This window comes from Desulfonatronum thiodismutans (assembly GCF_000717475.1).
Lineage (GTDB): Bacteria > Desulfobacterota > Desulfovibrionia > Desulfovibrionales > Desulfonatronaceae > Desulfonatronum > Desulfonatronum thiodismutans.
Window position 1 is genome coordinate 172,592 of the sequence record NZ_JPIK01000005.1, and the last position, 22,498, is coordinate 195,089.

General features: G+C 59.6%; 19 protein-coding genes and 1 tRNA gene. 12 read left to right on the forward strand and 8 right to left on the reverse strand.

Annotated elements, in window-relative coordinates:
* Positions 1 to 18: 18 nt before the first annotated feature.
* Positions 19 to 1,368 (forward strand): tetratricopeptide repeat protein, encoded by a 1,350-nt coding sequence (locus GY33_RS0104075; protein WP_084184767.1) that lies wholly within the window; start codon positions 19 to 21, stop codon positions 1,366 to 1,368.
* A 43-nt stretch (positions 1,369 to 1,411) separates the two neighbouring features.
* Here the strand turns inward: GY33_RS0104075 and GY33_RS0104080 are convergent, their stop codons facing one another.
* Entirely contained in the window at positions 1,412 to 3,610 is a 2,199-nt protein-coding gene (locus tag GY33_RS0104080; RefSeq protein ID WP_031386117.1) for a diguanylate cyclase domain-containing protein, read from the reverse strand.
* 635 nt (positions 3,611 to 4,245) lie between these two features.
* On the opposite strand from GY33_RS0104080, the gene GY33_RS0104085 reads away from it, so the two are divergent.
* Positions 4,246 to 4,605 carry a PilZ domain-containing protein gene (locus GY33_RS0104085; RefSeq protein WP_084184769.1) on the forward strand — a complete coding sequence of 120 codons (360 nt, stop codon included), beginning with the start codon at positions 4,246 to 4,248 and terminating at the stop codon, positions 4,603 to 4,605.
* 263 nt (positions 4,606 to 4,868) lie between these two features.
* Positions 4,869 to 5,501: an exosortase C-terminal domain/associated protein EpsI gene (locus GY33_RS0104090; RefSeq protein ID WP_031386119.1), complete on the forward strand. Its 633-nt coding sequence runs from the start codon at positions 4,869 to 4,871 to the stop codon at positions 5,499 to 5,501.
* Between the two features lie 62 nt (positions 5,502 to 5,563).
* On the opposite strand, the gene GY33_RS0104095 is transcribed toward GY33_RS0104090, so the two are convergent.
* The 5 genes from GY33_RS0104095 to GY33_RS0104115 form a co-directional block, all read right to left on the reverse strand.
* Positions 5,564 to 6,709 carry a glycosyltransferase family 4 protein gene (locus GY33_RS0104095; RefSeq protein WP_031386120.1) on the reverse strand — a complete coding sequence of 382 codons (1,146 nt, stop codon included), beginning with the start codon at positions 6,707 to 6,709 and terminating at the stop codon, positions 5,564 to 5,566.
* Positions 6,710 to 6,737: 28 nt separating this feature from the next.
* On the reverse strand, positions 6,738 to 7,829 hold the full coding sequence (gene waaF, locus GY33_RS0104100; protein WP_051822318.1) for a lipopolysaccharide heptosyltransferase II: 1,092 nt from the start codon (positions 7,827 to 7,829) through the stop codon (positions 6,738 to 6,740).
* 141 nt (positions 7,830 to 7,970) lie between these two features.
* The gene (locus GY33_RS0104105; RefSeq protein WP_031386122.1) at positions 7,971 to 8,498 is read right to left on the reverse strand and encodes a KdsC family phosphatase; all 528 of its coding nucleotides are present in this window, start codon (positions 8,496 to 8,498) and stop codon (positions 7,971 to 7,973) included.
* The gene (kdsA, locus tag GY33_RS0104110; RefSeq protein WP_031386123.1) at positions 8,488 to 9,303 is read right to left on the reverse strand and encodes a 3-deoxy-8-phosphooctulonate synthase; all 816 of its coding nucleotides are present in this window, start codon (positions 9,301 to 9,303) and stop codon (positions 8,488 to 8,490) included. The genes GY33_RS0104105 and kdsA overlap by 11 nt, the downstream gene beginning before the upstream one ends.
* A 10-nt stretch (positions 9,304 to 9,313) precedes the next feature.
* A complete protein-coding gene (locus tag GY33_RS0104115) occupies positions 9,314 to 10,960 on the reverse strand; it encodes a CTP synthase (protein WP_031386124.1) in 1,647 nt (548 codons plus the stop codon).
* A gap of 212 nt (positions 10,961 to 11,172) precedes the next feature.
* Between GY33_RS0104115 and GY33_RS0104120 the strand changes: the two genes are divergently transcribed.
* From GY33_RS0104120 to GY33_RS0104145, 6 genes are all read left to right on the forward strand, one after another.
* Positions 11,173 to 11,988, forward strand: a complete 816-nt coding sequence (locus tag GY33_RS0104120) for a phosphoribosylformylglycinamidine synthase subunit PurQ (protein ID WP_031386125.1) — start codon at positions 11,173 to 11,175, stop codon at positions 11,986 to 11,988.
* Between the two features lie 132 nt (positions 11,989 to 12,120).
* Positions 12,121 to 12,648 (forward strand): nucleoside deaminase, encoded by a 528-nt coding sequence (locus GY33_RS0104125; RefSeq protein WP_051822269.1) that lies wholly within the window; start codon positions 12,121 to 12,123, stop codon positions 12,646 to 12,648.
* Between the two features lie 13 nt (positions 12,649 to 12,661).
* Positions 12,662 to 12,754: transfer RNA gene (locus GY33_RS0104130), tRNA-Ser, on the forward strand.
* Positions 12,755 to 13,011: 257 nt separating this feature from the next.
* Positions 13,012 to 13,284 (forward strand): hypothetical protein, encoded by a 273-nt coding sequence (locus tag GY33_RS20885; protein ID WP_152555069.1) that lies wholly within the window; start codon positions 13,012 to 13,014, stop codon positions 13,282 to 13,284.
* A 12-nt stretch (positions 13,285 to 13,296) separates the two neighbouring features.
* The gene (locus tag GY33_RS0104140; RefSeq protein ID WP_031386127.1) at positions 13,297 to 14,535 is read left to right on the forward strand and encodes an HDOD domain-containing protein; all 1,239 of its coding nucleotides are present in this window, start codon (positions 13,297 to 13,299) and stop codon (positions 14,533 to 14,535) included.
* Between the two features lie 6 nt (positions 14,536 to 14,541).
* Positions 14,542 to 16,317, forward strand: a complete 1,776-nt coding sequence (locus tag GY33_RS0104145) for a response regulator (RefSeq protein ID WP_084184771.1) — start codon at positions 14,542 to 14,544, stop codon at positions 16,315 to 16,317.
* Positions 16,318 to 16,377: 60 nt separating this feature from the next.
* Here the strand turns inward: GY33_RS0104145 and GY33_RS21935 are convergent, their stop codons facing one another.
* Entirely contained in the window at positions 16,378 to 16,545 is a 168-nt protein-coding gene (locus GY33_RS21935) for an MBL fold metallo-hydrolase RNA specificity domain-containing protein (protein ID WP_407637374.1), read from the reverse strand.
* Between the two features lie 78 nt (positions 16,546 to 16,623).
* Positions 16,624 to 18,312: an aspartate:alanine exchanger family transporter gene (locus tag GY33_RS0104150; protein ID WP_031386129.1), complete on the reverse strand. Its 1,689-nt coding sequence runs from the start codon at positions 18,310 to 18,312 to the stop codon at positions 16,624 to 16,626.
* A gap of 112 nt (positions 18,313 to 18,424) precedes the next feature.
* Between GY33_RS0104150 and GY33_RS0104155 the strand changes: the two genes are divergently transcribed.
* The 3 genes from GY33_RS0104155 (at position 18,425) to GY33_RS18960 (ending at position 22,475) form a co-directional block, all read left to right on the forward strand.
* Positions 18,425 to 21,115, forward strand: a complete 2,691-nt coding sequence (locus GY33_RS0104155) for a cobyric acid synthase (protein WP_031386130.1) — start codon at positions 18,425 to 18,427, stop codon at positions 21,113 to 21,115.
* Position 21,116: 1 nt separating this feature from the next.
* Positions 21,117 to 21,923, forward strand: a complete 807-nt coding sequence (gene zupT / locus GY33_RS0104160; protein WP_031386131.1) for a zinc transporter ZupT — start codon at positions 21,117 to 21,119, stop codon at positions 21,921 to 21,923.
* A gap of 222 nt (positions 21,924 to 22,145) precedes the next feature.
* The gene (locus GY33_RS18960; RefSeq protein WP_235185458.1) at positions 22,146 to 22,475 is read left to right on the forward strand and encodes a hypothetical protein; all 330 of its coding nucleotides are present in this window, start codon (positions 22,146 to 22,148) and stop codon (positions 22,473 to 22,475) included.
* Positions 22,476 to 22,498 lie beyond the last annotated feature (23 nt).

Here is a 22,498-nt window from a genome sequence, read left to right on the forward strand (position 1 = left end):
ATCCCGGATACTCCACGCATGATCCGCGTTCTTAGCATTTTCACCCTTCTCTTGTCGTTCTGCCTTGTGTCCCCCGCACCGACGGTCTGGTCCCAAGAGACTGACGGGCCCACGGAAAGACGTCGGGGCTTGGCCTTGTTCCGAGCCGGCGACTACCAACAGTCCGTGGAAGCCTTTTCCGCGGCTTTGAAGGCGGATCCCGAGAATGCCCAAATCTTGAACAACAGAGGGCTTGCGTATTACCGGCTGGGCAAGATGCGCGAGGCCGTGGCTGACTTCGCGCGTGCCGTGGAGATCAATCCGGATTACTACCAGGCGTGGACCAACAAGGGCATGGTCCACTATCGCCGTGGAGAATCGGCTCCGGCTCTGGAAGACTCCAGCCGAGCCATTGCCCTGCGGCCCGGATTCGGCATGCCCTACAATACTCGGGGCTTGGTCTATCTGGAGATGGGGGAGTTTGAGCAGGCCGTGGTTGAGTTTGATCGCGTCCTGGAATTAGATCCTCTGTACGCCCGGGCCTATAATGCCCGCGGACATGCCTTGAGTCGGCTGGGACGCTTTGAGCAAGCCCTGAAAGATTTTGACCAGGCCATCGCCCTTGATCCCGACAACCCCATGCCCTGGAACAATCGCGGCTGGTCTTTGATCCAGACGGGGCGGCCTTCCGAGGCCCGGCAAGACTTGGAGCGCGCGGTGACTCTGTCTCCCAGACTGGCCAACGCCCACGCCAACCTGGCTCTGGCGAACAGACTCCTTGGCCGTCATGACCAAGCCCTGGATGCCTATGGCCTGGCCTTGGACCTGGAGCCCGGCAACCCCGTTTTTTTGAGCCAGCGTGGCATCGTCCTGGCCCAGGCTGGTCGCTCCGAGGCCGCGGTTAAGGACTATTCCGAAGCCCTGGAGAAAGATCCCTTGGACGCCACGGTCCTGAACAACCGGGGCATCGCCCTGACGAATCTGCGTCGCTTTGACGAGGCTCTGGCGGATTTTGACCGGGCCGCGGATTTGGCACCCGGCAGTCCGGAAGCGTTCATCAACCTTGGCAACGTCCATATTCACCTGGGCAACTACGCACGGGCCATCGCCTCCTATGACCAAGCCCTGGAGCGTGATCCGCTAAGAGCCGTTTCTTACAATAACCGCGGCTATGCATGGCGCGAATCCGGGCATCCGGACCGGGCCCTTGAGGACTTTCAACGTGCTTTGGACATTGATTCAGAATACGCGCTTGCCTACAACAACCGTGGGGTGACTATGATCCTGGCGGGACGTAATGCCCAAGGCTGTCAGGACTTGCAAACCGCTTGCCGCCTTGGCTATTGCGCGGACTTGGGTTGGGCGAGGGATCAGGGGGGCTGTCCGTAATCTTTTGAAATGTTTTGCCGAAAATGCGGTTGTCGGCACGATGTCACGAAAAGGCCGTTGACTGGGGCGGGGCGGTATCGAATGAATAAAACAGGAACATGTCCCCTCCGGCTTTTTTGGCCTGGTACATGGCCGCGTCGGCCTTCTGCATCAGCACGTCCAGGCTCTGGCCGTCTCCAGGGAAAAGACTGATCCCGATGCTTGCGCTGATAGCGCACTGATATCCAAATGCCACGATATCCTTGGATAGTTCACGGGTAATCTTGCGGGCGACATTTTCGACCTGTTGCGCCTCCACCTGGCCGCCCAGGATCAGGACGAATTCGTCGCCGCCGATCCGCGCCACGGTGTCCGACTTTCGGACGCATTTTTCCAGACGCATCGCGGTTTCCTTAAGCACCGCGTCGCCTATCTGATGGCCCATTTCGTCGTTGATTTCCTTGAATGCATCAAGATCCACGAACATCAGGCAGGCCTTCTCCCCGTAGCGCCTGGCTCTGTTCAGGGTCTGTTCGAAACGGTCCAGGAACAGGCGCCTGTTGGGAAGACCGGTGAGCTGGTCATGCATGGCCATGAACTTGATTTCTTTTTCAGCCAGTTTCTGGCTCGTGATATTTTTCAACGAATAGATGATGCAGGGTTCCTGCTGGAGTTCGAGAAAGCTCGCCGACAGTTGAACGAAAACTTCTTCCCCGCCGAGGGTGTGCAGGATCGCCTCAAAGTCTCGGACTTCCCGTTTATCGTCCAACTCCCGGCGCAGGCGTTGCTGGTCGGCCTTGGTCAGCCAGCAGGGTAGAGACTCCAGGCTCATGCCGACCAGTTTCCCGTGGTCCAAGTCAAGGGTCTGGGCAAAGCTGGGGTTGGCCTCCAGCACCGTTGCGTTGTCGATGTTGACGATGGCAAACCCGTCCAAGCTCGTGTGGAAGGCTTTGGAGAATTTCTCATTGCTGCGTTGGAGGGCTTCTTGGGCGTGGATGGCCTCGGTGATGTCCCGGGAAGAGGCTTGTACCTCGAGAATAACGCCTGTTTTCGCGTCCCGCAGGAGCTTTGTGGATATGTCCAGCCAGACGTAGGCGTCGCTGATGGTGTGCATTCGACAGACAAACCTGCAGGTTTCTTCGCGCAGGCAGGCCGCCGCTTTGGAGGTGCAGTCCGAATGGATGAAATCAAACAGTGACTTCCCCACCAAGGTCTGGGGGGCAAACCCCAGAATGGTCTGGCAGGATGGGGAAACGTAGATGAAATCTCCGCCCGGTGACAGCCGCGTGACCATGTCCGTGGCGTTCTCGGCCAGCAGCCTGAACCTGTTTTCGCTCTCCTTGAGGGCTTTCTCGGTCCGGACGCGCTCGGTTACGTCCCTGTAGACCAGAAGGGTGCCGATGTACTCCCCGTCGTTGTACAGGGGCGTTGTTGAGAGGTAGTCCCACTGATCCAGTTCTTGGCAGTGGATGATCTGCTCCCGTGCTGATTTCCCCGCCTCCTCAATGAACGTCTTATGTGGGCAGATCGAGGCGCCCAAATCCATGCATCCAATGATTCCCAGGCAGAGCATGCCGATCATCTCTCGGGGATGCATGCCATGGTGCGCGGCCAAGGTTTTGTTCACGCGCAGGAAGCGAAAATCCGGGCCAACAATGCTGACATGATCCGAGACGGAATCAAACGTCGTCTCCCACTCCTTCTTGGCCTTGGCGATAAGCTTCTCGACGCGCTTGCGCTCCGTGATCTCGGCCAGTAATTTGGAATTGACCTCTTCCAGTTCCATGGTCCTGGACCGCAACTCCGCGGTCCGCTGGGTCACTTGCTCCTCCAACCGTTCGCGGTAAAGGCGGTTTTCCTGTTGCAGCCTGGCTCGCTCCAGGCAACGTCGGACCACATGCACCAAGGCTTCCAGATCCTGCACCGGCTTGGTCACGTAGTCGCTTGCGCCGATGCGTAAGGCTTCGATGGCGTCCTGGAGCACGCCTGTCCCGGAAACCACGATGCATGGCGTTTCGGGAGATTCCTTGACCACCGAGGCGACCACCTCCAGGCCGTCGACCTCTTCCATGCGCAAATCTACCAGGACGGCATGGGGGGCGAATTTCTGAAACGCTTCGAGACCGGACCGGCCATTGGCGGCTGTATGTGTCTTGAATCCTTGTTCTTTCAGATAGTCGGAAACAGCATCCCGGAACAACTGTTCGTCGTCAATTATCAAAATTCTTGGATTTGAAAAGGAGGCGAGCAAATTTTGGGGCATGTCGATTCCTGGCGGCTCCCATGCGTGACGTTCCAATACATATTGTGTCGCGTCGCACTTTATGTGTGACGAGCTTCCGATCGTCGGGGAGGAGTTGTGTTTCCGTATGCGCAGGACTTCCGGCGTTGCGAATCAACACCCGGGTGAGCCGCTGCACTCACGCAAATTTTGCCAACCTAATGCAAGTTTCAAACCATGCACTGCAGATCTCGCATTGCCATCGGCCCCGTGTCCGGGTGGAGCAATGCTGAAGAAACGGGCCCAGAGCGATCTCGTCTATCACTTCAGAGTTTGACAAGATCGAAGATTCGAAGATTCGTCAGCCATCCGGCAAATCAACCGCGGGAGCCGCCCCTTCCCCCATGCACTCTTTGTTGGGGCTTGTCGAAATATTTTACGTTTCCAAGCCCCAAGCCTGAAAAATGGAGCTTAGGTTTTCGAAGTCATGTGCATTTTGCTCGAAATGCATGACAATTGCATGTGAAATCTCTGGTAGACAACCAGTGACGGCTCCTTTCTTTTTTGGGAAAGCGTCACTGGCGCAATAAAGGCTGTCAACACGTATGTTGGCATGGCCGATTCCCTGGCCAAAAAACAAGCTAGGATTAAAAAAATAACTGTAGTTGGGGGGTTGCATGCATCCAGGGCAGGCAGATCGAAGGAAAAGTATCCGTAAGGAAGTTCTGGCCCCGGCAGTCATGCAGATCGAGGCGGACGGGAGAAGATTCACCTCCCAGGCCATTGTTAAAAATCTTTCTTTGGGAGGTCTTCAGGTCGCGCTTTATGACTATGACGATGATCTTAGGAAGTTGGATCTCACGAACAGCCACGGTGCCATTTGTTTTCGTTTTTCAGGCGGGTCCAGGGAATATCGAGCGACCTGCCAAACCATTCGCGTCGAGAAATGGAACTATACGATCCAAATTGGCGCAATGTTCACGGATATGAGCGAAAGCCAACGCAGAAGCCTGGAGGACATTTGCGCTTCGGCCTAGCAGGAGTTGACAAGCCCGGGCCAACTTTGTTGGGTTGAGACAACAATACTGATAGATATGTCGCTTGGTTTTACAGGTCGTGTCGGATTTTTTTGCACTTTGACTGGGAAGAAAGGTAACTACCCAGCGAATCCGTGAAAAGCGGACCGGATACCTTTATTCGAGGATGACTGCTTCGGAAGCGAGATGGTTACAGTTGAAAAACTCCCAGTTGTTGCGTCGCGCGCAAAATCTCACATGTCAAAGTATTTTAAGGAGGTCCGATGCTGACCACGAAAAAATTTATCGTCGCCTACGCGTTGATGCTTCTAGGCGTATTGTATATGCATGTCCACGCGGATACGGCCATGCCCACCAACAAGCCCTTTACCCAGTTTCCGACCGAGCACCAGGGCTGGCGCATGGTCGGCGAATCCACCTTTAGCGACAGCATCCTGAACATTCTCAAACCCACGGACATCCTGAACCGTTCCTACGCCCGACCCGGCGAGCGGCCCGTGGACTTGCACATCGGCTTCTACGACGGCGGCAAGGGCACTGGAGTGATTCACTCCCCCAAGCACTGCCTGCCCGGAGGCGGCTGGTATGAGTACTCCAGCGAAAGGGTAACCGTGGACATGGGGGCGGACACGGTGAACCTGGTTCAGGCCGTGTATCAGCACGGGCAAAGCAAGGAGCTGTTTCTGTACTGGTTCCAGGCCAAGGACAAAAGCTTGAACAGTGAATACGCGCTCAAACTGGCCGAGATCACCAATTCCATTTTTCACGGACGCAGGGACACGGCCTTTATCCGCATCTCCACTCGCTATGAAGGCGAACCGCAACAGGCCCTTGAAAAGGCTCAATCTTTTGCTCGGGATTTTTATCCCGTGTTTCGGGAGTTCCTGCCGTCATAGCAGGGAGGAATGGCGGAGTAAGCATTTCCCCATCTTCTCCCCAGCACTTGGTAAAGCGGGTTTCAAGGGGCTGACGAGGACAACTCCCGCATCAAGGCCGAAAACGCCCGCATTTCCCGGTCCACGGTCAGCGAGGCCACGCTTTCGGCTACCTCTCCGGGTCGGCGGGCCGCGGTGCGCAGCCAATGCACCGCGTCGGCCAGGTCGTTCCCCAAGCTATTTTTGAGCACATATCCCGTCCGTCCGTGGGCGATCACCTCGGCGGCACCGTTGTTGGCGGTGGTGAGCACCGGACAGTCGCAGGCCATGGCTTCCAGACAGGCGTTGGCAAACGGGTCGTAGAGCGTGGGCAGGACCAGGACGTCCGCGGCTTGATATAATCGGGTCAGTTCCGAGCGGACGCCTAAAAAATGCACCTGGGAGTCGAGATTCCATCTTCGGAGCAGTGATCGGTATTGTTCCGGCCGACCCTTGCCCACCACCAGCAGCACGCCCCGTGGTTCATTAGGCATAACGGCTTGATTGTAGACGGTCAGAAGCTCCAGTGCCCGGGCCAGCCCCTTGCGTTGCCAGCCGCTGCCCACGAAAAGGAACAGGCGACATGGCTTGGGAATATTGCCCGGCAAGTTCAACGCTTGAGTCGGTGGCTTGGTCGGGTCAGTGCTCGGGAAAAAAAGCCGCGGATCAAAGCCGTTGAGCACCACCCGCAGCTTGTGGGCGGCCTGGGGATAGGTCCGCTCCATCTCTCGGCGGACCATTTCGGAGTTGGAGACCACCAGGCGGGCGGAGGTCACGGTTTTGGATTCCAGGCGAGGGTAGAGCCAGTGCAAGGGATTGGTCATCCACAACGGGGAGCGGCCAAAACGCAACGAGCGCCAGCGCAGATGCACCCCGTCCCCGGCTCGGTAAACGTGACACTTGGGCCCTCGCTCCAGATTGAGAATCACGCCGGGCCGGTCGGCCAAGGCCGCGTCCACGTCGGCCGCGAAGCGCAGGGCCCGCCACCAGCCCGGTCCTTTGCCGCCGGCCAGCTTGCTGCCCGCGATGCATGATCCCGCGGCCAGCCGGTGAACCTCCCAGGACGCGGACAAATGCTCCACCAACCGCGCGGCCGCGGTTTCAGCCCCGCCGCCCGAGGATTGACGGCGGACCACGTAGACCACTGGTCGTCGTGAGTCGGAAATGGGAGTGGGCGTCGGATGGGACATGGAAATACGGCTTTCAGGCTCCTGGTTTCTAGCACTCTCCGGCTATCATGGGCCGTCCGGCATCCAGATCCGGGAGCAGTTCGGCCAATTGGGCCAGGACAAGATCCGGAGCCAGACTCAGCAGGCAGTCCAGGTGACCCTCCGGACACTGGCGTTGAAAACAGGGACTGCACTTCAGGCCCAAGGAGACGATGCGCGAGTTCGGGCTGAGCGGCGGAGTGAAGCCGGGGTCAGAGGAGCCGTAAACGGCCACGAGAGGACGATCCAGGGCCGCGGCAACGTGCATCAGTCCGGAGTCGTTGCTGACCACGGCCCGGGCCAAAGAGATCAGGTCCACGGCCTGGGCCAGGGAGGTTCGCCCGGCCAGATTCACGGCCGTCGGGCCGACAAGATCGCACACGGCTTGGGCCGTTTCGCCGTCCTTGGCTGACCCCATTACCCAGATATTCCAGCCCTGTCCGGCCAGAGTCCGGCCCACCGCGGCGAACTGCTCGGTCGGCCAGCGCTTGGCCGGGCCGTACTCCGCTCCGGGGCAAAGGACCAGGATGTCCCGGTCGGCGTCCAAGTTCAATTCGGTCAGGGCGTATTGAACATTCGCTGCATGGACTTCGAGACGTGGAGCGGGCACGTCGGGCGGCGGCTCCGTGTCCTTGGACAGTCCCAGGGCCACGAACCGCTGGACGGTCATGGGCAGGAGGTGCTTGTTCAGTCTTCGTGTGTCGTTCAGCAGGACGTAGCGGTATTCGCCGAGATACCCGGTGCGCTGGGGAATCCCGGCCAGGAACGGCACCAGGGCCGATTTCAGGGAGTTGGGCAGGACCAGGGCTTGGTCATAGCTTCCGCGCAGGCGGTGGGCCAGGGTCAGGCGCTCCCAGAGTTCCAGCCGCCCGTGTCCGGCGGAGATGGACACGGCTCGGCGCACTCCGGGCATCCGCGCCACCAGGGCCGCGCTCCAGGCCGGGGCCAGGACGTCCACCTCCGCGCCCGGAAACCGTTGGCGCAGCACCTGAACCAAACTCTGGGCCATGACCATGTCCCCGACCCAGGAAGGGCCGACCAGCAGAATTCTTGAGGGTCGATTGCCGTCGTGCTTGGGGATGGAAAAGGGAGAAGAGGGCATGGTTTTCAAGCCGGAAACGAGCAATTATTTCTTTTGGCAAGGAACTCAAGAAATTATGAGGAGGCGTATATCAATACGTTGACGAATAATTGTGAAGAGTAACGCAGCCAAAAGGAGACAAGGCCGTTTCCGGAAGAAAACTTATTCGTCGTTCAGCCACTGCCGCCACAATGGCTCGTACGTGCCCTGGGCCGTGAGGATGAATCGGATGGCTTCCCGGGCCGCGCCGTGTCCACCGGCTGCCTGGCTGGTCCAGACGGCCAGTTCCTTGATCTCCGGCTGGGCATTGGCCACGGCCATGGGCAGGCCGACCATGCGCAGCGGCGCCGCGTCCACCCAGTCGTCGCCGAGGTAGGCCAGTTGGGAAAGATCAAGCTCCCTGCTCCGGCAGATCTCCCGGATGATCGGGGCTTTTTTGACCTGGCCGGGGTGGTATTCGGTGATGCCCAGTTCCTTGGCCCTGGCCGCCACGGCCGGGGAGTCCAGGCCGGTGATGATGGCGAACTCCAGTCCAGTGGACTGAGCCATTTTGATTCCCAACCCGTCCTGGACGTTGAAGCGCTTGCTGACGCGCCCCTGGGCGTCGAAATACAGCCCGCCGTCCGTGAGCACTCCGTCCACGTCCAGGATCAGCAGTCGAATCCGTCGGGCCCGCTCTTCAGCATTCATGGTCGAGCCTCCAGATCCGCAGCAAGTCGCCCAACAGCGAGGGCAGCTTGTCCAAGGGCCAACTGTTGGGCCCGTCGCACAGGGCTTGGTCCGGCCGGGGGTGGACTTCCAGAAACAGGCCGTTGCACCCGGCGGCCACGGCGGCCCGGGCCAGGACCGGGACGAATTCCCGCTGCCCGTCCGAGGCGTGCCCCTTGCCACCGGGAAGCTGCACCGAATGGGTGGCGTCAAAGATCACCGGGTGTCCGGATTCGGCCAGCAGCGGAATCGAGCGGAAATCCACCACCAGATTGTTGTACCCGAAGCTGTTGCCCCGTTCGGTGAGCCAGATCAGGGAATTGCCCGTGGAGCGCACCTTGGCCGCGGCGGGCAGCAGATCCCAGGGGGCCACGAACTGGCCTTTCTTGATGTTCACGATCCGTCCGGTTTCTCCGGCGGCCAAGAGCAGGTCGGTCTGGCGGCAGAGGAAGGCGGGAATCTGGATCACGTCCGCCACCTGGGCCACGATGGCCGCCTGTCTGGGCTCGTGGATGTCCGTGACCACGGGCAGGCCGGTCCGTTCCTTGATCGCGGCCAGCCAATCCAGGCCCCGTTCCAGGCCCGGACCGCGGAAGGATTCCAGGGAGCTGCGGTTGGCCTTGTCAAAGGAACTCTTGAAAATCACGGGGATCTGTTCGCGCTCGGCCGTGGTCGCCAGAGAATCGGCGACCTCCAGGGCCAGTTCCAGGCTCTCCAGAACGCACGGCCCGGCGATGAGAAACGGGCCGGATCGGGAACGCGCATATAGCTGTTTCGGGTCGATCATGGCGTGTCCGTTACTGCTTGGTTGCATTTTTAAAGGCCAGGGCCGCGCCGATGAAGTCCCGGAATAGCGGGTGCGGGGCCAAAGGGCGGGATTTGAATTCCGGATGGAACTGACAGCCCAGAAACCAGGGATGGTCGGTCAGTTCGACGATTTCCACCAGGGCGTTGTCCGGGGAGAGGCCGCTGAGCACCATGCCGGCGGCTTCAAAGCGTTCCGCGTAGCGGGAATTGAATTCGTAGCGGTGGCGATGGCGCTCCTGGACCAGTTCCTCGGCGTAGGCGACGAAGGCTTTCGTTTCCGGCCTGATCCGGCAGGGGTATGCGCCCAGACGCATGGTTCCGCCCTTGGCGCAGCTCGCGTCGCGTTTCTGGAGACATTGCCCGCGGTGGTCGTACCACTCGGACATCAGGTAGATCACCGGGTCCGCGGTGGTGGGGTCGAATTCCTCGGAGTTGGCCGTGGGCAGGTTCAAGACGTTGCGGGCGAACTCGATCACCGCGCACTGCATGCCCAGGCAGATTCCGAAAAACGGGACCTGCTGCTCCCGGGCGTGCCGGATGGCCGCGATCTTGCCTTCCACCCCGCGATGCCCGAAGCCTCCGGGCACCAGCACTCCGTGCAACCCGGCCATGGCCTCGGCAATAGTGGCTTCCGTCAGATCCTCGGAGTTGACGTACTCCAGGCGCACGGAGACGTCGTGAGCCACGCCTCCGTGGATAAGGGCCTCGTGCAGGCTCTTGTAGGACTCCCGCAGATCCACGTATTTTCCGACAATGGCGATGCGCACCTCGTCCTTGGGGGCCTTCAGTCTGGCAACCAGTTCCTTCCAACACGGCAGGTGCGGATTTTTGGCCGGAAGTCGCAATAAAATGGCAATCTTCTGGTCGACTCCTTCCTCGTACAGGGCCAAGGGCACTTCGTAGATACTTTTGACGTCAATGGCCGTGAACACCGCGTCTTCGTCCACATTGCAGAACAGGGCGATCTTGGCCTTGATGTCCTTGCCTAGATCGACCTCGCTACGGCACAGAATGATGTCCGGCTGAATGCCGATGGAGCGCAGTTCCTTGACGCTGTGCTGAGTGGGCTTGGTCTTCAGTTCGCCGGCGGCGCGCATCAGCGGGACCAGGGTCAGGTGGATGTACAGGACGTTGTCCTTGCCCAGATTGGAACGCAGTTGGCGGATGGCCTCCAGAAAAGGCAGGCTTTCAATGTCGCCCACCGTGCCGCCGATTTCAATAATGGCCACGTCCTCGTCGTTTTGAGCCACGCTGAGTACCGCGCTTTTGATCTCGTCGGTGATGTGCGGAATCACCTGCACGGTCCCGCCCAGATAATCCCCGCGGCGCTCCTTGGTGATCACGGAGTTGTAGATGCTGCCCGAGGTGTAGTTGTTGCGCTGGGACATGGAAATGTTCAGGTAGCGCTCGTAATGGCCCAGATCCAGGTCGGTTTCCGCCCCATCGTCGGTCACGTAGACTTCCCCGTGCTGAAACGGGTTCATCGTGCCCGGGTCCACGTTGATGTAGGGATCGAGCTTTTGGATGGTGACCTTTAGTCCTCTGGCCTGCAACAGCGCCCCAATGGACGCGGCGGCCAGCCCCTTGCCCAGCGATGAGAGCACCCCGCCGGTGACGAATATGAACTTGGTTTTCATGCCGACTCCTGTTGAAGGAAATGCGCCGTGTCGCGACGATTGGAAGCCCGTCAGGGGTAACCGCGTCCCCCAAAACCAATCCATCTTGCCGCAAAATGTCGTGAAAATCTACTGAGGAGTAGGTTGACGAATTTCAAGGTTGCCTCTATCTCCTCAAATTCGTGGCAGTTGTGGATTCAAGCTCAGGTTGTTTTTTTCTGGAGGCAAGGTGCATGAGCATAGTCAACGTGCTGGTGATCGCGGGATATGGGACCAACTGCCAGCGTGAGACCGCCCACGCGGCCACGCTGGCCGACGCGGACCGCGTCGTGGTGGCCCATTTTTCTGAACTGCTCGCCGGAGACGTGCGGCTGGGCGATTTTAATTTTCTGATTTTCCCGGGAGGTTTTCTGGACGGCGACGACCTGGGGGCGGCCCAAGCCGCGGCCCTGCGCTGGCGCTACGCCAAAACAGCATCCGGCGCGCCCCTGGTGGACGAGTTAAGGCGCTTTTTCGACGCCGGTGGCCTGATCCTGGGCATCTGTAACGGCTTTCAACTGCTGGTCAAGCTGGGTATGCTCCCCGGTACGGGACACGGTGCGTTGGAACGCCAGGTCAGCCTGAGCCACAACGACTCGGCCCGGTTCGAGGACCGTTGGGTCCATCTACGAACCAACCCGAACAGCCCTTGCGTGTTCACGTCCGGGCTTGACGGATTGTACCTGCCGGTTCGGCATGGCGAAGGCAAGCTCGTGCCCAAGGACGGCCCAACCCTGGACGCATTGGAGCGTGACGGCCTCGTGGCCCTGCGGTACGTTGATCCCGAAACCGGCCAGCCGACCATGGAGTACCCTCACAATCCCAACGGGTCGCCCGGCGGCATCGCCGGCCTGACCGACCCCACCGGACGCATTCTCGGGCTGATGCCCCATCCCGAGGCCTACAACCACCCGACCAACCATCCGTCCTGGACCCGCGGAGACCAAGCCCAACTGGGCGTCTCGCTGCTGAGCAACGGCGTGGCCTTTCTGCGGGCGCGGAAGCGATGAACCGCACCCTTGCGCGTTCTTGACAGCCATGAAGCCATCTCGTACAGCTTGCCTCCTGCTCTTTGAGAGTGAAGCGTGCGTCCTGGACAGAGACGTCGCAAGGGGTGCCCCCGGCACCCAAATGCTCCGTCCATGATTAAGAACGGCAAGAACCCTTGGCAGGACCCCATGCGACTGGCCCTGGGCGAAGCCCTGACGGCCCGGGACCACGGAGAAGTGCCGGTGGGCGCGGTGGTTCTGGACCGGAGCGGAACGCTTCTTTCCGCTGCGCACAACAAAACCCTGACAGCCCAGGACCCGGCTGGGCACGCGGAAATGCTGGCCCTGCGCGAGGCCGCGATCATGGTCGGAAACCACCGCCTGACCGGCTGTGTCCTGGTCGTCACCCTGGAACCGTGCCTGATGTGCCTCGGAGCCTTGATTCAGGCCCGGGTCGCTGGCTTGGTGTTCGGCGCACGGGACCCCAAGGCCGGTGCCGTGCTCTCGCGCATCAACATCAACGACCTGGATTGGCTGAACCACCGCTTTTGGGTGATCGAAGGCGTCCTGGCCCAGGAATGCACCGATCTGCTGGGTTCCTTCTTCGCCGGACGCAGAAAAAACTCACTGGCAGCATCCACCCAAAGTAAACCGCCGAACGACGAATCAACCGCTTTCTGATCACGCCATAACCGGAGAGGTACCGAAGTGGCCGTAACGGGGGCGACTCGAAATCGCCTTGTCCCTTAACCGGGGCACGTGGGTTCGAATCCCACCCTCTCCGCCAAGTTATTGAAAAAGCAGGTGTTTCCTTTGCAGAGGGAACACCTGCTTTTTTTTGTGCGTGGAGGCTGAGTGCATCCGAAATAAGGCAGGAAGAGGGGGAAGGAACGAGAATTCAATCCCAGGTCATGGTGGTCTCATCAAAGTTTACCAGCCTCGATAGTTGCGTTTGTTTGGCTGTAACAAAGTAGCTCAGGGGCCAGGGAAGATTGTTAGTGACTTTTTGTCCCGGGGGTGATATGCGCTTGTGAAAAAAAAAGCATGATTTTTGAATCAGAAGATATGCAAGGTAGCTACTCAGCAGAGCCGGAAAGAGACCTGAATCGTGGTAACACGCCAATCCTCCGCTGGCATGAATTCACTCTGCAACGGTCTTTTTTCAGCAGTCATTCTGGTGAAAGACTGACCCCAGGAGTTTGCAATGGCGTTGAACAGGCCGCTCTTTATGAGCAATTCAAGCATCGTATTGGATCAATGCGGCTCGGTGGCACCTCTGTCAGTGATGAAATTGCATTTCAAAATCTGGATTTTTGAAGAGTAGGTTGTATGGGGCTGCTTAAGGTTGATGAATTCAAGCCGGGCATGGTTTTAGCCGCGGATTTGAAATCATCGCAAGGAAGAATGCTCCTGCCTCAGGGGATTCACCTCACGGAGCAGCATATCAAAACTTGCAAGATATGGGGGGTTGTCGAGGGTGATATCTTGGGGGAGGGCAACCAGGACGCCGAGACGCCGCCCTCGGTCCTGAATCCCGAGGATTTGGAAAAAGCCCGTTGCACGGCCAAAATGAAATTTTGTCTGACTGATGTGCGCCATCCAATGGTGCGCGAAGCGGTCAAGCTGTTCATCCTGCGCAAGGCTCAAGCCTTGGCCCTCAATTCAGGTGATGATTCCGACGCGCTGAGTTTGTCTGATACCAGCCTCTCTGAGCAGGCATTGTTGGGCCGTGAGAAGGTGGAGGACATTGCCCAACAGGAACTCGAACTGGCCTCGCACCCCGACATTTTACGCCACATTTTGCAGGCTTCCAGCGATCCCCTGGCTTCCGCGGCCTACGTCGCGGAAGTGGTCGGCAAGGACGTGGCCCTCTCGGCCAAGCTCCTCAAGGTCGTGAACACCCCATTCTACGGATTTCCACAAAAAGTCGACACCATTTCCCGAGCCATCGTGCTTTTAGGGCAGGATAAAGTCGCGGGCCTGGCAATGGGTATCTCCGTGATCAATATGTTTCAGGGGGTGCAAGGCAAACTGCTGGATATGGCCGGTTTTTGGAAGCATTCCGTGGCTTGCGGCATTATGGGTATGGTTTTGGCCGCGCACTGCAACGAGCAGGACAAGGAGCATTTTTTCGTCGCCGGCCTGCTCCACGATGTCGGACGATTGATCATGCTCAAAAATCGCGTGCAGGCGGTTCAGTCCGTATTAGCCGAATCCCGTCGGCTGAACGTGGCTTTGCACGATCTGGAAAATGCGCGCTGGGGCTTTGATCATGCAAGGCTGGCCGAGTTGGTTTTGGGGAAATGGCAGTTGCCGGAAAACTTGCTCCTGGCCGTGAGATACCATCATGCTCCCGGTATTTGCGGATATGCCCGAGATGCAGTCATGATCCATGTTGCTGATTTTTTAACCCATTCTTTGTCTCTGGGCAATAGCGGCTCAACCCTGGTTCCGCCCCTGGACCGCCACGCTTGGGAGAGTTTGGGGCTGTCCAAGAACGTGCTTCCGGTGCTGGCTCGCCAAGTCGATGCCCAGGTTGGACACACCATGCGGATATTTTTCGGGTAAACGACAATGGCTCTCCCTTTGGATTTCTCTGATTCGCGCATTCGTCGAGTGTCGTACCTGGAAGAGGTCAACAGGGCGTCACTCCAGGCGCTTCAACTGGTGTTGGAAATGGGCAGACAAGGTACCAGTCTGAATCGCATCGATGATCCGCGGACGATTCTTGAGGAGTTTCACGACAAGACCCATCAGTTGATCCCGTGGAAAGCCGCCGCATTCTACCTGATGGATGAGCAGAGCGCGGTTCTGGATATGGCCCTGTGCAGGCCGTTGGAATCCGCGCCGCATCTCAGTGCGGTTTTTGACCGTCTTTTTGAGGATCGGACCCTGTCCCTGGCTTTGCATGATGCCAGCCACACGTTCGTCGAGGTTGACGGGTGCGAGGTGCTGATGCATGCCTTGAACACGATTACCCGGTGCCGGGGTTTTTTTTTGGGCATTCCCACGGATTCTCGGAAATCAATCCCGGACACGTCCCTGGCTATTCTTTCAATCATGATGCAGTCCGCTGCCCAAACCTTGGAAAGTTATGAGCTGTATCGGCTGATTCGCCGGGTCAATTCTGCTCTGGAAGAAAAGGTCGAACGCCTGGAAGTGGAAATGGCCGACCGTATGCGGGCCGAGGCGGAGCGGGAAAAATTGCAAGGCCAGTTGCTCCAGGCCCAGAAGATGGAGGCCTTGGGCATCCTGGCCGGAGGCGTGGCCCATGATTTCAATAATTTGTTGCAGATCATGGGCGGAAAAATTCAGCTTCTCCTCCATGCCAATCCGGGCAGATATATTGCAAACAAACATCTGCGCACGGTGAGTAAATCCATTGATCGCGCGGCGGCTCTGGTTCGGCAATTGTTGGTCTTTGGTCGCAAAACCGAGCCCCAGATGCAGCACATTGATCTCGGGTATGAGCTGGAGGAAATTGCCGGAATGCTTGAGGGAACCATTCCCGCTTCGATTCATGTTGAACTGGGCGTGCAGTGCCAAACATGGCCGATAAGCGCCGACCCGTTGCAGATTGAGCAGATACTTCTCAACCTGACGAAAAATGCCGTGGACGCCATGCCCTCCGGAGGCCGGCTGGCCATTGCAACGCAGAACGTGATCCTGGGCGAGGAGTTCGTTCGTTCGCACATGGGCGCAAAGCCCGGAAGGCATGTGCTCTTGACGGTGACGGACACGGGGGTCGGCATGGAGTCAGAAGTTTTGCGACAGGTCTTCGACCCTTTCTTTACCACCAAGGAAGTAGGCAAGGGCACCGGTCTGGGCTTGGCTTCGGTCTACGGTATCGTCAAGGCGCATGGCGGGTACATTCAATGTACCAGCCGGTCCGGCCGAGGTACGATCTTTTCAGTTTATCTACCGGTTGCGGAGCAGGAGGGCGAGGCAAAATGCGACAAGCCGCCCAAAGCCGTCTCCAAAAGCGGCAGCAAAACCATTCTGGTGGTGGACGACGAGCCTGATATCCGGGAACTGACCCAGGAGGCGTTGGAGTCGTTCGGGTATGCCGTACAATGCGCGGCCAGCGGAGAGCAGGCCTTGGATATGTATCAGCGCAACGGCAAAGCCATCGACCTGGTCCTGCTGGACTTGAGCATGCCGGGCATGGGCGGGTGCGGATGTCTCCAGGAGCTGTTGCGCCTCGACCCTTCGGCCAAAGTGTTGATCATCAGCGGGAATGCGGCCAAATGCCAGAGCAATGATCTCCTGTTGTCCGGAGCCAAAGGCTTTCTCGGAAAGCCGTACCAATTGCGGGTTCTGGCGGCCAAAGTACGCGAGGTTCTGGGGTGATTTCGGCGGGAATTCTGGTCCTTTGGCTGATCCCCGCTCCATGTCGTCCCTGGGGAGCTCCTATTCCATGGCGTGTCCGCGTTCCCGTGCCGTTTTTAGCAGTTCGTCGCGCGAGGCCTCTTGTGCGCCTTGATCGCCTTGCACCAGAAGGACTTGACTGGGCCATTTGCGCATCCGCTTCACGAAATTAACCATGTCGCGTTGATCGGCGTGGGCCGGATTCTCGATATCTCATTGAAAACGCTGTTGTTTCCTTGAAATGAAAGGAGGCTGTGGCGTTTTTTGTTTCGAGTGTAGAGTGGAGGGTTACAGGTACACCAGCACCGTTCCGGCCAGGGCCAGGAAGACGTTGGCAAAGGTGTAGGTTCCGGCGTAGCCCAGGGCGGGGATGGGACTTTTTGCGGCTTGGGTGATCACGTTAAGGGAGGGGGTGCTGGTCATGGCGCCGGTGATGGCTCCCAGGAGTAGAGCGGGTTGAATGCCGAGCACGAAGCGGCCGAAGAGCAGGCCGACGATGACAGGGGTAAGAGTGATCACCATTCCGCTGAAAAAGAGCGGCAGGCCCACGGACAGCAGGGCGTCCACGATGCCCACCCCGGCCTTGACCCCGATGCCGGCCATGAAAAAGAGCAGACCCAGTTCCCGCAGAATCCAGCGCGCCGCGGGCGGGACCCGGCCGAAGGTCGGGTGCATGGAGCGCAGGAAGCCGATGGTCAGTCCGGCGAAGAGCAGGCCCCCGGCCGTGCCCAGTCCCACGGCCACGTCGCCGATCTTGACGCTGATCTGGCCCAGCAGCATGCCGCCGACAATGCCGAAGCAAAACGTCAACAGGTCGGTCTGCACGAATCGACGCTCCACGTAACCGAAGGCGCTGACCAAGCGCTCAAGGCGATTCTTCAGGCCGGTGACCACCAGCACGTCGCCTTTTTCCACCTGAAAATCCAGGCTCATCGGCAGTTCCACCTGGGTCCGGATGACCCTGGTGATGAAGCAGCCGTAGACCGCGGGAATGTGCAGCTCGCTGATCCGCTTGCCCACGGCCCCAGACTTGCTGACCACCACGGCCACGGTGTCGATGGGGGTTTCCAGGAGATGGGCGTCGAAAGTTCCTGGGCCGATGTAGTCGGTCAATCCTTCCAACTTGGTCAGCGGGCCGGCTACGGCGACCAGGTCGCCGTGTTGCAGGGTGGTCTGGGCGTCGGGCAGGAACAGTTCATCCCCACGTCGAACCTGCTGGATCACGCACCCCGTGGTCCGCACGAACTGCAAGTCACGCAGCGGTTTGCCGATGATCTTCGGATTGACGACCTCAAAGGCCCGAACCCGCAGGCTGCGGCTCTCTTCCAGATCCTGGTCCTCACCCTCGTCCGTACCGAAGCCACTCCGGCTCTTCCGGGCCAGCTTGGCGGCCTCGGCTGGCAGGTCGATGCACAGCAGCCTTGGCAGAAAACGGATGCAGGCGATCAATCCGGCCAACCCGAAAAGATAGGTGATGGCATAGCTGGCCGTGAGGTCGCCCAGGAGAACTTCGATTTGCTCTGCGGACAGGGCGTGGGCCAGGCCGTCGCGGATTCCGGCCTCGGAAGCGGCCAGGGTCGGCGTGCTGGTCAAGGCGCCGGCGACCATTCCGGCGATCATGGCCGGGCCGAGTTCCAGCATGGCCCCCAGGAGCAGGGCCGCGCCAATGGCGCTGAGCACAACCACCACGGACAGGGCCAAATACTTCAAGCCGTCCTGGGCAAAGACGCTGAAAAATCGGGGACCGGCCTGCAAGCCCACGGAGTAGATGAACAGGACGAATCCGACTTCCTGCACGGAGTGGGGCACCTGAAAACCGAAGTGGCCGAAGAACAAACCGGCCAAGAGCACTCCGGAGGTTGGGCCCACCTCGAGCCCACGCCAGTTCAGGTTGCCGACCAGATAGCCCAGGCCAAGAACAAGGAAGAATACCAGTAGGTTATTGGCGTGAAGCAGCGAAACGACGTCGATGACCATGGGATCGATCCGTAATCGCTTTCCAGCGTCATTGCAAACCAACGCCGCGAGCAGGCCTCTCAACCGTGCACTGATATTGACGAATCAACGTCGTCAGGCCCATACTTGAAGAATGGACACGCGAACCCATGGCGGAAACATCTGGCAACTGGCCCGGAATTTGGGGTGCGAACCACGGGAGATTCTGGATTTTTCGGCCAGCATCAACCCTTTCGGGCCACCCTCCTGGCTCGGTGAAACGATCCGGGATGTTGTTTCGGACCTGCGGCACTATCCCGATCCGGACTGCTCCGAACTGCTTCAGGCCGCTTCCGGGCATTACGGCATTTCCGTAAACGAACTGGTGGCGGACAACGGTACGGCGGAGATTCTGCATCGCCTTCCGCTCCTGTTTGTCGGGGACTCCAGGCCGGGGCGGTCCGTCATCCCCGGACCGGCCTATGCCGACTACGCCGCGACGTGCGCGGCCCACCGGCTGGAGGTGAACCATCTTCCCCTGGAGCCGCGTGACGATTTCGCGCTGGATTGGGACCGGCTTCACGACAGGCTCCGTGAGGATTCGCGCTCTCCGGCCCTGACCTTTCTGGGCCAGCCGAACAATCCCACTGGGCGGACCTTTTCCCCCGACCGTCTGCGGGCCCTGGCCGCGGAGCATCCCAGGTGCTGGTTCATCGTGGACGAGGCTTTCGCGGACTTCGTGCACGGACTGGATCGGCTACTTCACCGGCGTCCGCCCAACGTGATCGTTCTGCTCTCCCTGACTAAATTTTACGCCCTGCCCGGACTGCGCATCGGTCTGGCGGCCATGGAGCCCGCCCTGGCAACGCGCTACCGCAAGCGCTCCCCGGACTGGTCCGTGAACACCCTGGCCCAGATCGCGGGAGCGCGGTGCCTTCAGGACGCCGAATTTCAGCGGGAGAGCCGGGAACGCACGGTCCTGGAGCGGGACCGGTTCGCCGCGGCCCTGGCCGGGATGGCGGGCCTGCGGGTCTTTTCCTCGGAGGCCAATTTCCTGCTGTGTCGCGGTCTCGGTCCGGAATTCGACGCCGGTCGGCTGGCCGGGAAGCTGCTTGGTCAACGGATCGCCATTCGAGCCTGCGCGAACTTTCCGGGCCTGGACAGCTCGTATTTTCGACTGGCCGTGCGTCGGCCCGAGGAGAATGATCTCCTGCTGGACGCCCTGGGCGAAGCGCTGGAGCCCGCCGGTCGGCTCCACTCCCCGGCCTGGCCCCGCTCGCGGCCCCGCAAGCGGGCCACCCCGGCCCTGATGTTTCAGGGCACCTGCTCAAATGCCGGGAAAAGCCTGCTCACCGCGGCTCTGTGCCGGATTCTGCGTCAGGACGGGTTTTCCCCGGCCCCGTTCAAGGCCCAGAACATGGCCCTGAATTCCGGGGTCACTCCGGACGGCGGGGAAATCGGCCGGGCCCAGATCCTTCAGGCCCAGGCCTGCGGCCTGGAGCCGGACCGACGGATGAACCCGATTCTGCTCAAGCCCAATTCCGAAACCGGCTCCCAGGTCATTGTCATGGGAGCGCCACGGGGCAACATGACCGTGGGGGCCTACATCCGGGCCAAGGAAGAGCTGCGGGGCCTGGTTCACGACGCCTACGACAGGCTGTCCGCGGAGCACGACGTAATGGTCCTGGAGGGGGCCGGCAGTCCGGCGGAGATCAATCTCAGGCATCATGACCTTGTGAACATGACCATGGCCCGCCACGCCCGGGCCGCGGTCTATCTGGTGGGCGACATCGACCGGGGCGGCGTGTTCGCGGCCCTGAGCGGGACCATGGACATGCTGGAGAAATGGGAGCGAGACCTGGTCCGCGGACTGGTGATCAACAAATTTCGCGGCCAGCGCTCCCTGCTGGACCCGGCCTTGGACTGGGTTGCTCGGCGCACGGCCCGGCCCGTGTTAGGGGTGGTTCCCTATCTAGCCGACCTGGGGCTGCCTGAGGAAGACTCCGTGAACTTCAAGCAGGGCGCGCTGTTTCGTCCGGACCGGTCGCGTGGGGTAAGCGGCCCGGGCCAGGGTGTGGCCCAGGATGTGGCGTTGGACGTGGCTTGCCTGGACCTGCCGCATATCTCCAATTTTACAGACTTGGACCCCCTGGCCGCGGAGCCGGGCGTGGCCGTGCGCCTGGTCCGCCATGTCGGGGAACTGGGCGTTCCGGACCTGCTGATCCTGCCCGGCAGCAAGAACGTGATGGCGGACATGGATTTTGTCCGCCGGCGGGGCCTGGCCGAGGCCGTGGTCAGGCTGGCTGAGGCCGGCGGAACGCAGATTCTGGGCATTTGCGGCGGATACCAGATGCTCGGCATGCGGATCGAGGACCCTCACGGCCTGGAGTCCGCGACCCGGACGTCCATCCCCGGTCTGGGGCTGCTTGCGTTGACCACCTGTCTGGAACCGGACAAGACGTTGCGACGGACCGTGGCCGAGCATTCCGTCTCGGGGCTGGAGGTCACGGGGTATGAAATCCATCATGGGCAATCCGCTCCGGAGCCCGGATGCGCCGACCTGGTCGTCGCCGTGAAGACGGCAGATGGCCGAGTCATCGGCCTGGGGCTGCGCGACAAGCCCATATGGGGATCGTATCTGCACGGCATCTTCGACGACGCGCTATTTCGGCGCTGGCTTTTGAACGCGATCCTGACCGCCAAGGGCGAATCGCCCCTGACCGCCGTCGGAGACTGGGACACGGAAATCGCTCTGGATCGTCTGGCGGACCATGTGCGCCAGCACCTGGATATTGCGAGGATGTACGACAACCTTGGCCTTGGCCAAACCCTGGAGGTGCGTTGACATGGAACAAAATCTTTTACTGGCCTTCGCTTTGACCACTTTTGCGGGACTGTCCACAGGGTTCGGCAGTTTTTTGGCCTTTTTCGTCAAACGGGAGAACAAGCTTTTTCTGGCCACGGCCCTGGGCTTTTCCGCCGGGGTGATGATCTACATATCCTTTGTGGAAATGCTTCCGGAGTCCATGGAACTGCTGGAACCGGTTTACGGCGAGCAAGGAGCGGCCTGGCTGATGACCGCGGGGTTCTTTGCCGGGATTTTCTTCATCGGGATTATCGACCGTCTGGTCCCGGAATATGAAAATCCGCACCATGTCCGCTCCGCGGATGAAATTACCTCCCCGCCGGATCGCTCCAAACAAAAACTGCACCGGATGGGGATTTTCACTGCCCTGGCCATTGCCATCCACAATTTTCCCGAGGGCATGGTCACGTTTTTTGCCACTCTTCACGATCCTACTCTGGGCGTGGCCATTGCCGTGGCCGTGGCCCTGCACAATATCCCCGAGGGCATCGCGGTGGCCGTGCCCATCTACTATGCCACGGGCAGCCGGATGAAGGCCTTCTGGCTCTCTCTGCTCTCCGGGCTGGCCGAGCCGCTGGGCGCGGTGATCGGCTATCTGATCCTGCGTCCGTTCTTCTCGGACACCGTGTTCGGGCTGATATTCGCCGGGGTTGCCGGAATCATGGTCTTCATCTCCATCGACGAGTTGTTCCCCGCAGCCAAGGAATACGACCAGGGCCATGCCCCGGTGTACGCCCTGATCGTCGGCATGGGGGTGATGGCACTGAGTTTGCTTTTGTTGATGTAAATTGGGCTTGAGTTTGGCGTGAGGTCGATGGGGGGAACGAGGTCGGCGGGCGCGACGGATTCACGTTTTTTTCGCGACAACCGGACCAAACGTATTGCCAACCAGCCTTTTCGTCTTACTGTAGACTTTACATCTCCGTGCGAACGGGGCATGGTAGGGTCAACCTCATCGAAAAGTCGGGTCAACATTGACGACCTCCGACTCAAGCCATAAGGAGAGGGCATGGAAAAAAACAGATGCAATCGAGACGTAAGCTGTAAGAGCAACCCCCCTGTTACCGGCTTGAATCGTCAGCATTCCCCGAAAAAGGGCTTTGATCCGGAATTGATGTTCGTGGAATGTCATCAATGTGGTCGCCCACTGATCTGGAACCAAGGTGAAGCCAGTCAAATTATTGAACAGTCAGGAATCGACACCAAAAAACTGGACGCCCAGTGTCTGATTCTGGCCGAAGGGTGCCCGCAGTGCGCTCCCGGCGAAGGGGGCTATATGGTTCGCGTGGTCCGGCTTCGGGAAGACGGATATCGCGACGTCAAGGAACAGGGCCATTAGCAGGCCAAGAACAAGTTTTTTTC